Consider the following 12,487-nt stretch of genomic DNA (forward strand, 5'->3'; position numbering starts at 1 on the left):
ACACCACAAGCTTCCTCGGGTGAACTGCTCATTTTCTGTTTTGATGCTGGCCGTTTTAGCCAGCCCAGACTGGCTTTCCTTGCTGCATCTTTGTGGCCATTAGGTTACCCTCCAAACCTCTATTACCTCAACTTTTTTTTGATGCCGTCACTCGTTTCATACTTTCGCCAATCCCATCAAGTGGTAGCCTTGCGAGCTTGGCTGCTTGTGCTATTGAGCTTGCTGACTTCGGTCACTGGTTGGGCGCAGGGAGCGGCTGCCACCACCGGCGCCCTGCTCACCCCAGCGCAGTTTCTGGGCTACCCGCTCGGCTCCCAGTTCACCACCCACGCCGAGATTCTGCGCTACGTGGACCACGTGGTGGCCCACACGCCCAGCCGCATGAAGCTGGTGCGCTACGGCAGCACCTACGAGCACCGGCCGCTGGCAGTGGTGCAGGTGGCCAGCGCCGAAACCTTTGGCCGCCTGGAAGACGTGCGCCACAACAACCTCCGATTGGCGGGCCTGGAATCCGGCACCGGCCAGCGCCAGCAGCCGGCCGTGTGCTGGCTGAGCTACAACGTGCACGGCAACGAGGCCGTGTCGTCGGAAGCCGTGCTGCAGGTGCTCTACGACCTGGCCAACCCCCAGGACCAGCAAATGCAGGACTGGCTCAAGAACACCGTCGTCATCGTGGACCCCTGCGTGAACCCCGACGGCCGCGACCGCTACGCCAACTGGTACAACCGCGTGCGCAGCCAGTCCACCAACGCCGAGCCCGACTCCTGGGAGCACCACGAGCCCTGGCCCGGCGGCCGCTACAACCACTACTACTTCGACCTGAACCGCGACTGGGCCTGGCAAACCCAAATCGAGTCCAAGAGTCGCATTGCCCTCTACAACCAGTGGCTGCCGGCCGTGCACGCCGACTTCCATGAAATGGGGCCCAACAACACCTACTACTTCTCCCCCGCCGCCAAGCCCTTCCACGCCGACATCACCCCCTGGCAGCGCCAGTTTCAGAACATCCTGGGCGACTACAACAAGGTGGCCTTCGACAAGAACAACTGGCTGTATTTCACCCGCGAAACCTACGATTTATTCGCCCCCACCTACGGCGACACCTGGCCGACCTTCAACGGCGCCATCGGCATGACCTACGAGCAGGGCGGCGGCGGCCCGGCCGGCGTGGCCTACGCCCGCCTCGACGGCGACACCCTGACCCTGGGCCAGCGCATTGCCCACCACCACGCCGCCAGCCGCGCCACCATCCAGGCCACGGCGGAGCGGCACGACGACCTGCTGCGCGAGTTCCAGGCGTACTTTACCACCGCCCGCACCAAGCCCCAGGGCGAATACAAAACCTACGTGCTGTCGGCCGGCAACGACCCCGGCCAGCTCCGGGCCTTCACCCAGTACCTCGACCGCAACCAAATCCGCTACGGCTTCGCCCCGAAGCGGACCAAAGCCCGCGGCTACAACTACATCTCCGGCAAAACCGAAACGGTACAAATCGAGCCCCGCGACGTGGTGGTGAGCATGTACCAGCCCAAGTCCACGCTGGTGAAAGTGCTGTTTGAGCCCCGCGCCCAACTCGAAGACTCGCTCACCTACGACATCACCTCGTGGGCCCTGCCCTACGCGTTTGGCCTGAAAGCCTGCGCCCTGCCCGGCCGCCTCGACGCCGCCGGCCCGGCCCCCGCGCCCGCCATGGTGCGGGGCAGCGCCGCCGCACCCGCCGAGCGCCCCTACGCCTACATCGCCCGCTGGAACAGCCTGCAGGACGTGCGTTTCCTGAGCCGCCTGCTCCAGCAAAAAGTGAAGGTGCGCTACGCCGAAAAGGCCTTCGAATCCGAAGGCCAGCAGTACGCGCCCGGCACGCTCGTCATCACCCGTACCGGCAACGAGGCCATGGGCGCCCGGTTCGACCAACTGGTGCGGGCCCAGGCCGACTCGGCCGGCACGGTGGTCACGGCCGTGAAATCCGGTTTCGCCACCAGCGGGCGCGACCTGGGCTCGGGCACCGTGCACTTCGTGAAGCAGCCCACCGTGGCGGTGGTGGCCGGCCCGGGCGTCGACGCCACGGCGTTTGGCGAGGTGTGGCACTTTTTCGAGCAGCAGCTCGGCTACCCGGTGGCGGTGCTGGGCACGGAGTACCTCAGCCGCGTGTCGATGAACAAATACGACGTTCTGATTTTGCCCAACGGCAGCTACGGCGACGTGTACCCCGAAAAAGCCCTCGACAACCTCAAGGCCTGGGTGCGCGACGGCGGCAAGCTCATTGCCCTGGAAGGCGCCGCAAAGTTTTTATCCAACAAAAAAGACTTCCTCCTCAAAACCAAAGCCGCCGACTCGGTCGCCATCAAAAAAGCCGAAAAGACCAACCCCTACCGCGCCCTGCGCCGCTACGGCGACTCCGAGCGCGAGGAAGCCGAAGAAGTGGTGCAAGGCAGCGTGTACCGCGTGCAGCTCGACAACACCCACCCGCTGGCCTTCGGCTACGGCGACACCTACTTCTCGCTGGTGCGCGCCCCACTCAACTACCGCTTCTTGGGCAAGGGCGGCTGGAACGTGGGCGTCATCAAAAAAGACAGCTACTCCTCCGGCTTCATCGGCGCCAAGGCCCGCAAGGAGCTGGCCGACACCTTCGTGGTGGGCACCCAGGACCTGGGCCGCGGCCAGGTAGTTTACCTGGGCGACAACCCCCTGTTCCGCGCCTTTTGGCAAGGCGGCAAGCTGCTCTTCGGCAACGCCGTGTTCCTGGTGGGGCAGTAATATAACTGGCCAATAACAGGCGAAAAGGAACGTCATGCTGAGCGAAGTCGAATCAACACTAACGCGCAACTAATAAGAATTAGTATTGCGGTAGAGATGCTTCGACTTCGCTCAGCATGACGTTCTCCGTATTTACTCTATTGCTCCAATATCACCCGAGCAGCTTTGGGCAGCGAGGCCAGCACCAACTCATACGAATGGTCGATGAGCGCGCGAAGCTGACTGATGGAAGCCCCCGTGCCAACGAGCACCGTGTTCCAGTGCTTCTTATTCATGTGGAAACCGGGCAGCACGTAGTCGTGGGCTTCGCGCAATTCTACGGCCCGCTCGGGGTCGCATTTTAGGTTGATGCTGCCAAAGGTATCGATGTCGGTGAGGGCGAAAATCTTGCCGCCCACTTTGAACACAAGGGTTGCGGGACCGAACGGCGTTTCCTCGGTCACGCCGGGCTTGGCCAGGCAGTAATCGCGAAAATCCTCAATGTTCATCGGGCACGGAGCTACAGCACGTAGCGGAACAGCATCACGACCAAACACACCAGAAACATCGCCAAGCTGAGCTTATTGATGAAGTGCATGGTCTTCATGTTGAAGTTGGATTTGCGGTTGGCGTCTTTGCCGCGGAAGTAATAACCGAGGACAGGGCCGAAATTAAAGAGGTTTTTACCGTTCATGGCGAGGCAGGTTTGGATTTAGAAATACAACACCCGGGGCATCAGAATGATTTGGCGGAACCAAAGTATTTGGTCCTTTACACCCCGGATAAACGCGTCATTTTCATGCGCTCACGCCACTGCAGCGGGGCCGGCAAATTTACCGCGGCGCACTCCAAATGCACCACCCGGCGCGGCTGCTCGCCGGTGCTGCGGTGCAAGGCGTGGAGCAGCAGCGGCCGCATGAGCATGGCCCCGCCCGCCGGCGCCGATTCGAGGCACTGCAGCATCGCTGCCACCTCCACCGGCCCGTAAAAGCCCGGCAGCACCGCGAATCCTTCCGTCTGAAATTGCGCCGCGAGAGCGGTATGGAAAGTCGTTGGTATCATGCGGCCACAAAGCTATATCCAGCCCCGCGCAACTTGCGGGCCCGCTCCTCAGCTTTTTTCATATTTATTCCTCGCACCTGATGCAGCGCATTATCGTCCTTTTCGCCCTCTTGGTTATTTTGGCTGCCACTGACGCCCACGCCCAAACGGCCGCCGCCCAAACCGCCGACGTTAAAAAAACCATCACCGCTTTTTTCGAGGGCATGCGCCAGGGCGACAGCACCGCCGTGCGCCGCACCTTGGCCCCTGGCGCCGTGTTCCACACCATTGCCATCAAAGCCGGCGTTACCAAAGTCGCCCCCGAAAACCCGCTGGACTTCCTGAAAGCTGTGGGTTCGCCACACCCCAAAGTCTGGGATGAGCGCATCACCTTCGCCAGTATCTTAGTCGACGCCAACCTGGCCAGCGTCTGGACGCCCTACGAGTTCTACTTCGGCGGCACCTTCAGCCACTGCGGCTACAACTCGTTCCAGTTAGTGAAGCTGGCCGACGGCTGGAAAATTGCGCACGTTATCGACACGCGCCGCAAAGAGAAGTGTCAGTAGACTTTACTTACCAAAATAATTTGGGTATAGCATCAATTTGTTCCCCTAGCTTCCATCCAATAGGCTTCAAACTTGACCTAGCCCATTTAGCTCCATCGGCTATCCATTCTGCTCTGGCTTTACGAATTGAATCCAACTGATAGTCTTCGTACCCAAACTCAGTTCCGCAGCATACACAAATTTCGAAACTCGGGGTTTTCCCATCCGCTCCCCAAGGGAAATCATGGTGTGTAAGACCGCAAACGCGGCATCTTAAGTTATTATCTTCCATTGAACAGATACGCTGATTTGTTCAGAGCCTTACCTTACGCCCCCACCGGCTCCTCCACCACTTCCTTCTCAATCCAGCGGCCGTCCTCGCGCATCAGCTCAATCAGCTCATCCACGGCTGCTTCTTCGGGCACCGATTTCTTGATGACTTCCTGGCCGCGGTAGAGAGAGATTTTACCCTTGCCCACGCCCACGTAGCCGTAGTCGGCATCGGCCATCTCGCCGGGGCCGTTCACGATGCAGCCCATAATACCGATTTTGATGCCCTTGAGGTGGTCGGTGCGCTTGCGAATCATGGCCGTGGTTTCCTGCAAGTCGAATAAGGTGCGGCCGCAGCTGGGGCAGCTGATGTATTCGGTCTTGCTCATGCGGGTGCGCGCCGCCTGCAGGATGCCGAACGAAAGCTGGTTGAGGCCGTCGATAGTGGTGAGCCACTCGGCTTTCGGGCGCTCGGGCAGCAGCTCGGTGCTCAGCACGATGCCGTCGCCCAGGCCGTCGAGCAGCAGCCCACCGCTGTCGGTGGCGGCGTAAAGCTGAGTTTCTTCGTCACGCAAGGCTGGGAACTGCCGGTTGATAACGACGGGGCAAGCCACGCCCGCATTCATCAGTTCAAAGAATGCCCGCCGGATTTCCGGCATGGCGTGGGCGTTTCCGGTGTAGAGAATTACGACCACCGTGCCATCCCCGCGCAATTGGTCCAGCGCCGGGGCGGTGAGCGAGGCCAAGTTATGGAACACGAAATTCAGCGTCGGGTGCTTTGCTGCGGCAACCGCATATTCAGCCTGCGTGAGCACGGGGTAATGATCGACGCGGTGGCCGGCGTCGCGCCAGGCGCTGTAATCCACGATTTCCTTCAGGCCGTTGGGCAGCATGAACGGGGCCGGCACCTGCCCGGTGTAGATGTAGTCGGCGCCCAAGTCTGACATTTGAAACTTGTCAAGAAACGGCGAATACAGCTGCCCGGCGGCGCGCAGGTCGGCGTATTCCAGGCTCCGCAGGCGCGAAAGGTCCGCGATGACGCGCGGCACGTTGGCGCCGCCAAAGTTGGCAACTTCACGGGTGACGCGGCGGAAGTACTGGAAGGGGTTTATCGGGGAGAGGTCGCCCTCCCCGTTCACCTCACCCCCCGGCCCCCGCACCCCCCGCGTGGGGGGGCCCCCAGAAACCACAACACGAACGGAGGGGGGCCCCCCACCCCCGGGGAGCGGGGTAGCATGAATACGCCAGAACGTAATCGCCGGGCACCCCCTCTCCGCGGGTGTGGGGACCGGGGGGTGAGGTGAGCGGCGCGATGGGCCGCGCCAGCTCCGCCCGGTTCGCGTACCGGTCAATCAGCATCTTGGCCACGGGCGCCTCCGCCTCCGGCGCCTCCGTCAGGCTCACGCGCACGGTGTCGCCCAGGCCGTCCTCCAGCAGCGTGCCAATGCCCACGGCCGACTTGATGCGGCCGTCTTCCGCCTCGCCGGCTTCGGTCACGCCCAGGTGCAGCGGGTAGGGCTGCAGGCCTTCCTCGTCCAGCTTTTGCACTAGCAGGCGGTAGGCCTGCACCATCACCTGGGTGTTGCTGGCCTTCATGCTCAGCACCACGTCGTAGTAGCTTTCTTCTTCGCACAGGCGCAGGAACTCCAGGGCCGACTCCACCATGCCCAGCGGCGTGTCGCCGTAGCGGCTCAGGATGCGGTCGGACAGCGAGCCGTGGTTGGTGCCGATGCGCATGGCCGTGCCGTACTGCTTGCAAATCTTCACCAGCGGCCGGAACCGCTCGCGAATGCGCTCCACCTCGGCCGCGTAGGTGGCATCGGTGTACTCGATTTCTTCGAATTTCTTTTTGTCGGCGTAGTTGCCGGGGTTCACGCGCACTTTTTCCACGATGCGGGCGGCCAGCTCGGCGGCATTGGGCGTGAAGTGGATGTCGGCAATCAGCGGCACGGTGCAGCCGCGCTTGCGCAGCTCTTTCTTGATTTCCAGCAGGTTTTGAGCCTCCTTCATGCTGGGCGCTGTGATGCGCACGTACTCGCAGCCGGCCGCCACCATGCGCAGCGTCTGCTCCACCGAGCCCAGGGTGTCCATGGTATCCACGGTGGTCATGCTCTGCACCCGGATGGGGTGGTCACCACCCAGCGGCACGTCGCCGATGCTTACCACGCGGGCCACGCGGCGCTTGTACTCGGTCAGGCTGGGGCAATACGTTTTGTTCATAACCCAAAAACTAGGGGAGGAAGGCGAAAGTTGCGCCGCAGTGCAAAGGTAAAGCGCTTGGGGTGGGGCCCTGCCGCGCGGGGCCGCAACTTCTGGCCGGGCTTTGCTGTCTTTGGCCCAAGACATACGTTTACCCGGCTGCCTTTTCCCTCTCATTACCTTTCATCTTTGGTGCGGGCGAGCGTTCGTCCATTTATCAGCTACTATTCAGCTACTATGTTGCTTCCGAAATCCGTAGTAATTGGGCTCGGTCTGTTGCTGGCGTCGCACCTTGGCTTCGGCCAGAGTGTGGCCGTTATCAAGTTCCCTGCGCTGCAAAAGCGCCTCGCGCAGCCCACTGACACCACGTATGTGGTAAATTTCTGGGCCACGTGGTGCGCGCCCTGCGTGAAAGAGCTGCTCAGCTTTGAGCAGGTGCGCCTCGCGAATGCGGACAAGAAAGTGAAGGTGCTCTTGATTAGTCTCGATTACGCCTCCCAGCTGGACAAGAAGGTAAAGCCCTTTGTGAAGCAGCGCGGCTTGAAATCCGAGGTGGTGCTGCTCAACGAAACCGACCCTAATGCCTGGCTGAATAAGGTGGACGCGAAATGGTCCGGGGCGCTGCCTTTCACGCTGATTTTTAACAATAAGACCAAGCAGCGCGCTACATTCGAGCAAGAGCTTTCCCAGTCCGCGCTAACCGCCGCCCTGCAGAAATTTCTGTAACTTCCGAAGCTTACCAACAGCGGGCTGGCCTGCTGTTTTCTTTTCTCCAACCACTAACAACCCTCTTTCGCCATGAACAAGCTCCTGTCGCTCCTTTCCCTCTGCTTCGCGCTGATGCTCAGTAGCTTCAGTGCCCGCCCCACGGCCGAAGGCTACAAAGTGGGCGATAAAGTCGCCGATTTCAAGCTGAAAAACGTGGATGGCAAAATGGTGTCGCTGGCCGACAACAAGGCCGCCAAAGGCTACATTGTGGTGTTCACCTGCAACACCTGCCCCTACGCCAAAGCTTACGAAAGCCGCATCGTGGATTTGAATAAGAAGTACGCCCCGCAAGGCTTCCCCGTGGTGGCCATTAACCCCAACGACCCCATTGTGGCCCCCGGCGACTCCTATGCCGCCATGCAAACCAAGAAATACGCCTTTCCCTATTTGCTCGACGAGTCGCAGCAAGTAGCCAGAATGTACGGCGCCACCCGCACGCCCCACCTCTACGTGCTCACGCGCAAGGGCAATGATTTCGTGGTGTCCTACATCGGCGCCATCGACGACAATTCGGAAGACGCCAGCGCGGTGAAAACCAGATACGTGGAGAATGCCATGACCGAAATTATGGCTGGCAAATCCCCTTCCACCAGTGCCACCAAAGCCATTGGCTGCACCATCAAGTGGAAACAGGCGTAATGCTCCGCACCACGTGGTGAGGCGCCGGTGGTGTGCACATTGGGCCGTGAATTCATAAAAAGAAACGTCCTGCTGAATTGGCAGGACGTTTCTTTTTATAGCGTGGAATGTTTTCCGCTTACGGTCGATTGGCTGGCGTGCACTGTACGTCGGGCAAAAAGCTTCGTTTAGACCTGCTGCTCACCCGCTTGCTGGCGCAGCGTCGCCACCTCACGTTCCAGGTCGAGGGTTCGAAACACCACCTTGGCTTCCAGGTCCGAGTAGGCAACTTCCAGTTGCTCGCGGAGCTGGCGCTGCTCCTGGATGTCGGTGCAGGTGCCGAACCAAGCAATAATCTGCCCATCGGCGGCGCAGCGCGGCAGGGCCTGGCCCAGAAACCAGCGGTAGGAACCGTCCCGGGCTTTGAAGCGGTACTCGATGCTGTAGTCATCGCCCGTGGCCAAGGAGTGGCCCCACACCTGCCGGGCGCGGGTGCGGTCATCGGGGTGCAACAGGTTGTTCCACGTGTCGGGCCCCACGCTGTCGGCCAGCGTGTACCCCGTAAATTCAATCCAGCGCTGATTGAAATAAGTGTGAAAACCGGCGTTGTCGGTAATCCAAACCAACTGCGGAATCATGTCGGCCAGAAACGTGAATTGCTCGGGCCCCACCAGGCCGTGGGCGGCCGCCTCGGGCTGGGCCGCGGCGGGAGAGGAGTTTGCGGGAAAAGGAATGCTCACGAACAAAAAAAGCGGGATTCGGAAGAAAATTAAAAGGCGCGGTTGAGTTGCATTTCCATGCCAGAACTGAAATACAGATTCAACTGGCTGCTCAGGCCGTCGAGGGAGCGGCGGAGGCGCGTGACCAGGGCCCGGGTTTCTTCCTCGGGCAGGCTAAAGCTGAGGTACGGGCGGTTCATCAGCTCGTCGCGAATCACGGCCCAGCTGCCGGCTTCGGCTTGATGGCCGGAATTGTCCGGCACGCGGGTTTCCAGCGCTTCCGGTGTGAGCACCAAGCGGCTGGCCCGCGCCAAGGGCGTGGTGGCCGCGTTGCGGTTGAGCACCCGGCTGGCCACTTGCCAGTCGCCCACGAAATAATCGTCGGGCAGTTGTTGTAGGTTTATATCCAGCAGCAAGTCAGACATGCAGAAACAAAAACGGCCCGGCGAGCCGCAATAAGGGCCAGAGTGGCGTTAAAGACCCGGCGCCGGCCACCGCGCGCGGCGCAAGCTCTCCGGTCCACACTTATTCCCCAAACCCAAGATTACGGCCTCCCGTTCCGTTGCGGGCCGTCAATTCACCCGGATAAATACTGAATTTCGTGAAAACGCCCCGTTTCATTCCCGCCCTGGTTGGGGCCGCCCGCCTCACCGGGCTGGCCGCCTGGCAAACCGGCCGCCTGTTCCGCCAACTGGCCGCCCGCGCCCTCGATGCGGTGCAGGACGTGCTGCGCGCCGAAGTCGAAAAAGGCAACCTGAAGCTGGTGGCGGATTTCCTGGCCGACAAGGCCCTGCCGGCCGCCCGCGCCCTTCTCGTGGAGCAGATGACCGTGCGCCTGCTGGTACGCCTGGGCCTGCGCGGCGCGCTGGCCTCCAACGTGGTGGGCTGGGTCCTGCCCTTCGTCATTGAGAAGCTAATTGCGGCCGGCAACAAAAGCGGCTTGTTCGCCCGCCTCAAAGCCAACGCCACCGTGGGCGAGAACCTCGGCCGGCTGGACGAGCTGCGCCGCGCCACCTGGAAAATGCTGGTGCCCGACCCCGGCACCAGCGCCGAAGTGCTGGAAAACGACGAAGACGACCTTACGCCCCGCCTGCCGCTGTTGCTGGGCGCACCCGCCGGCAGCAAGCCAAAAAGCCCCGCCGGAGCAGCAGCGCCCATTATTGGAAAAGACAACTGAGCAAAAAATTCCGCAATCGTTTGCGGCCGTCTTCCAAAAAAAGGCACCTCATGGAGATACCTCTTTCAAAACCGGGGCGCGGCGAGAATTCCCACCCAACACCGGACCCGATTCCGCCCCCCGCGACTTACCGGCTGAACAACAGTTCGCGGTACTTCACCAGGGGCCAGTCCTCGTCGGCCACCATCTGCTCGAGCTTGTCAACGGCGCGGCGGATGGGGTCGAATTTTGGTTTCACTTCCTCGCAGTACGCCACCGCCAGGGCGCGGGGGTCTTCGATTTTATTGGCTTGCTTGCGCGCCTCCGTCATGGCGTCGGCGTTGGTTTTAATGGTCGAGACGTAGCGGGAAATGGCCTTAATCATTTCCACCGTCACCTCGCTGTGCTCGTCGTCGAGGCCGAGCTCGCGCAGGCCGCGCACGTTGTTCACCAGCTTGGTCTGGTAGGCCAGCGCCGTGGGGATGATGTGGTTGATGGCCAAATCGCCGAGCACGCGGCTCTCAATCTGAATCTTCTTTTGGTATTCCTCCAGCAGGATTTCGTGACGGGCGTGCAGCTCCACTTCGGAAAAGATGCCGTGGCGGGAAAACAGCTCGGCGGCGTCGGCGCGCACCAGCGCATCGAGGGCCTGGGGCGTGGTGGCGATGTTGTTCAGGCCGCGGCGGGCCGCCTCTTCCTTCCACTCGTCGGAGTAGCCGTTGCCTTCGAACCGAATGTTTTTGGAGCTGATGACGTACTCGCGCAGCACCTCCACAATGGCCACTTCCTTCTTCTTGCCCTGCTCAATCAGCGCATCCACTGAGGTTTTGAAGTCGATGAGCTGGTTGGCCACGATGGTGTTGAGCACCGTCATCGCCGACGAGCAGTTGGCCGACGAGCCCACGGCGCGCAGCTCAAACTTGTTGCCGGTAAAGGCAAACGGCGAGGTCCGGTTGCGGTCCGTGTTATCGAGCAGAATGGCCGGAATCTTGTCGATGCCGAGCTTGAGGTAAATGTTGTCGCCTTTGTCGAGCGGCAGCTTGGCGGTGCGCTCCAGCTCATCCAGCACCGAGTCCAGCATCGAGCCCACAAACACCGACACAATGGCCGGCGGGGCTTCGTTGGCGCCCAGGCGGTGGTCGTTGCTGGCCGAGGCGATGCTGGCGCGCAGCAGGTCGGCGTAGCGGTGCACGGCCTGAATGGTGGTGATGAAGAAGGCCAGGAACTGCAGGTTCTCTTTGGGGCGGCGGCCGGGCGCGAGCAGGTTCACGCCGGTGTCGGTGCTCATTGCCCAGTTGTTGTGCTTGCCGCTGCCGTTCACGCCGGCAAAGGGCTTCTCGTGCAGCAGCACCTTGAAGTTGTGGCGCTCGGCCACGCGGTCCATCACGTCCATGAGCAACTGGTTGTGGTCCACGGCCAGGTTGGCGTCCTCGAAAGTCGGGGCGCACTCAAACTGGTTCGGGGCCACCTCGTTGTGCCGGGTGCGCAGCGGGATGCCGAGCAGGTTGGCTTCTTCCTCAAACTCCAACATGAAGCCGTGCACCCGCGCCGGAATCGAGCCAAAGTAATGGTCGTCCAGCTGCTGGCCCTTGGCCGGGGAATGGCCGAATACCGTGCGGCCGGTCAGCACCAGGTCGGGCCGGGCGTCGTACAGGGCCTTGTCAACCAAAAAGTACTCCTGCTCAATTCCCAGCGTGGTATTCACGCGGCTCACGTCTTTGTCAAAGTACTGGCACACTTCCAGAGCCGCCCTTTCCAGCACGGCCAACGACTTAAGCAAGGGAGCCTTGTAGTCGAGCGCCTCGCCGGTGTAAGCCACAAAAATCGTGGGAATGCAAAGCGTCTTGGCGCCGACCGTCTCAATAATGAACGCGGGCGAGGTGGGGTCCCAGGCGGTGTAGCCGCGGGCTTCAAACGTGTTGCGGATGCCGCCGTTCGGGAACGACGACGCGTCGGGCTCCTGCTGCACCAGCGCCGAGCCCTTGAAGCTTTCAATCGGCCGACCGTCGGAGTTGAGGTCAAAAAAGGAGTCGTGCTTCTCGGCGGTGGAGCCGGTCAGGGGCTGAAACCAGTGGGTGTAGTGGGTGGCGCCCTTGGCCATGGCCCAGGTCTTCATGGCCGAAGCCACGGCGTCGGCCACGTTGCGCTCGACCGTGGCGCCCTGCTTAATGGCGCCCTGCAGCTTCTTGAAATACTCCCCGGGCATGTTGGCCCGCATGGCTTCCAGGTTGAACACACTCTGCCCAAAGCTGTCGGAGCGACGCGCGGCGGCTGGCACCACGGTAATGGGACGGCGCTGATTGACGAGTTCTAGGGCTTTAAAGCGGAGAATGGCCATAAGGGTGGAAACCGGGCGGGGAGTTAAAATGAACAGCTGTTATGAACAAGGGCAAATATAGAGCACGTTTGGAATTATTGCCTGGACCACTCCAAATTAT

General features: G+C 61.2%; 12 protein-coding genes and 1 pseudogene. 5 read left to right on the forward strand and 8 right to left on the reverse strand.

Annotated elements, in window-relative coordinates; all coding sequences use genetic code 11:
• Positions 1 to 207 precede the first annotated feature (207 nt).
• On the forward strand, positions 208 to 2,754 hold the full coding sequence (locus RMO51_RS16185) for a M14 family metallopeptidase (RefSeq protein ID WP_310396347.1): 2,547 nt from the start codon (positions 208 to 210) through the stop codon (positions 2,752 to 2,754).
• A 137-nt stretch (positions 2,755 to 2,891) separates the two neighbouring features.
• Here the strand turns inward: RMO51_RS16185 and RMO51_RS16190 are convergent, their stop codons facing one another.
• The 3 genes from RMO51_RS16190 to RMO51_RS16200 all read right to left on the reverse strand — a co-directional run bounded on the left by RMO51_RS16190 (position 2,892) and on the right by RMO51_RS16200 (position 3,795).
• Positions 2,892 to 3,242 (reverse strand): MmcQ/YjbR family DNA-binding protein, encoded by a 351-nt coding sequence (locus RMO51_RS16190; protein WP_310396349.1) that lies wholly within the window; start codon positions 3,240 to 3,242, stop codon positions 2,892 to 2,894.
• Positions 3,243 to 3,253: 11 nt separating this feature from the next.
• Positions 3,254 to 3,427, reverse strand: coding sequence for a DUF6728 family protein (locus RMO51_RS16195; RefSeq protein ID WP_310396350.1), 174 nt, complete (start codon positions 3,425 to 3,427; stop codon positions 3,254 to 3,256).
• 77 nt (positions 3,428 to 3,504) lie between these two features.
• Positions 3,505 to 3,795: a hypothetical protein gene (locus RMO51_RS16200; protein WP_310396352.1), complete on the reverse strand. Its 291-nt coding sequence runs from the start codon at positions 3,793 to 3,795 to the stop codon at positions 3,505 to 3,507.
• 80 nt (positions 3,796 to 3,875) lie between these two features.
• Here RMO51_RS16200 and RMO51_RS16205 point away from each other — a divergent pair, with 80 nt between their 5' ends.
• Positions 3,876 to 4,340: a nuclear transport factor 2 family protein gene (locus RMO51_RS16205; RefSeq protein WP_310396354.1), complete on the forward strand. Its 465-nt coding sequence runs from the start codon at positions 3,876 to 3,878 to the stop codon at positions 4,338 to 4,340.
• Positions 4,341 to 4,645: 305 nt separating this feature from the next.
• On the opposite strand, the gene RMO51_RS16210 is transcribed toward RMO51_RS16205, so the two are convergent.
• Both RMO51_RS16210 and ispG read right to left on the reverse strand, forming a co-directional pair.
• Positions 4,646 to 5,779 (reverse strand): flavodoxin-dependent (E)-4-hydroxy-3-methylbut-2-enyl-diphosphate synthase, encoded by a 1,134-nt coding sequence (locus RMO51_RS16210; protein ID WP_409025050.1) that lies wholly within the window; start codon positions 5,777 to 5,779, stop codon positions 4,646 to 4,648.
• A gap of 112 nt (positions 5,780 to 5,891) precedes the next feature.
• A pseudogene (gene ispG / locus RMO51_RS16215) lies at positions 5,892 to 6,809 on the reverse strand ((E)-4-hydroxy-3-methylbut-2-enyl-diphosphate synthase); the annotation flags it as partial.
• Between the two features lie 171 nt (positions 6,810 to 6,980).
• On the opposite strand from ispG, the gene RMO51_RS16220 reads away from it, so the two are divergent.
• Both RMO51_RS16220 and RMO51_RS16225 read left to right on the forward strand, forming a co-directional pair.
• Positions 6,981 to 7,514, forward strand: coding sequence for a TlpA disulfide reductase family protein (locus RMO51_RS16220; protein WP_310396389.1), 534 nt, complete (start codon positions 6,981 to 6,983; stop codon positions 7,512 to 7,514).
• A 72-nt stretch (positions 7,515 to 7,586) separates the two neighbouring features.
• The gene (locus RMO51_RS16225; RefSeq protein WP_310396355.1) at positions 7,587 to 8,195 is read left to right on the forward strand and encodes a thioredoxin family protein; all 609 of its coding nucleotides are present in this window, start codon (positions 7,587 to 7,589) and stop codon (positions 8,193 to 8,195) included.
• 167 nt (positions 8,196 to 8,362) lie between these two features.
• Here RMO51_RS16225 and RMO51_RS16230 read toward each other — a convergent pair whose 3' ends face one another.
• Together RMO51_RS16230 and RMO51_RS16235 are read right to left on the reverse strand one after the other, a co-directional pair.
• The gene (locus RMO51_RS16230; protein ID WP_310396357.1) at positions 8,363 to 8,914 is read right to left on the reverse strand and encodes a PAS domain-containing protein; all 552 of its coding nucleotides are present in this window, start codon (positions 8,912 to 8,914) and stop codon (positions 8,363 to 8,365) included.
• Between the two features lie 29 nt (positions 8,915 to 8,943).
• Positions 8,944 to 9,318, reverse strand: coding sequence for a hypothetical protein (locus RMO51_RS16235; protein WP_310396359.1), 375 nt, complete (start codon positions 9,316 to 9,318; stop codon positions 8,944 to 8,946).
• Positions 9,319 to 9,494: 176 nt separating this feature from the next.
• Here RMO51_RS16235 and RMO51_RS16240 point away from each other — a divergent pair, with 176 nt between their 5' ends.
• Complete coding sequence (locus RMO51_RS16240) at positions 9,495 to 10,070, forward strand: hypothetical protein (protein ID WP_310396360.1); 576 nt, start codon at positions 9,495 to 9,497, stop codon at positions 10,068 to 10,070.
• 127 nt (positions 10,071 to 10,197) lie between these two features.
• Here the strand turns inward: RMO51_RS16240 and RMO51_RS16245 are convergent, their stop codons facing one another.
• Positions 10,198 to 12,387 (reverse strand): glutamine synthetase III, encoded by a 2,190-nt coding sequence (locus RMO51_RS16245; protein WP_310396362.1) that lies wholly within the window; start codon positions 12,385 to 12,387, stop codon positions 10,198 to 10,200.
• Positions 12,388 to 12,487: the final 100 nt, after the last annotated feature.

The sequence above is a fragment of the Hymenobacter sp. genome (assembly GCF_031398885.1).
Classification (GTDB): domain Bacteria; phylum Bacteroidota; class Bacteroidia; order Cytophagales; family Hymenobacteraceae; genus Hymenobacter.

Coding starts and splice junctions, on each gene's coding strand:
- RMO51_RS16190 (WP_310396349.1), bottom strand. CDS start 3,242: ATGAACATTGAGGATTTTCGCGATTACTGCCTGGCCAAGCCCGGCGTG.
- RMO51_RS16195 (WP_310396350.1), bottom strand. CDS start 3,427: ATGAACGGTAAAAACCTCTTTAATTTCGGCCCTGTCCTCGGTTATTAC.
- RMO51_RS16200 (WP_310396352.1), bottom strand. CDS start 3,795: ATGATACCAACGACTTTCCATACCGCTCTCGCGGCGCAATTTCAGACG.
- RMO51_RS16205 (WP_310396354.1), top strand. CDS start 3,876: ATGCAGCGCATTATCGTCCTTTTCGCCCTCTTGGTTATTTTGGCTGCC.
- RMO51_RS16225 (WP_310396355.1), top strand. CDS start 7,587: ATGAACAAGCTCCTGTCGCTCCTTTCCCTCTGCTTCGCGCTGATGCTC.
- RMO51_RS16235 (WP_310396359.1), bottom strand. CDS start 9,318: ATGTCTGACTTGCTGCTGGATATAAACCTACAACAACTGCCCGACGAT.
- RMO51_RS16245 (WP_310396362.1), bottom strand. CDS start 12,387: ATGGCCATTCTCCGCTTTAAAGCCCTAGAACTCGTCAATCAGCGCCGT.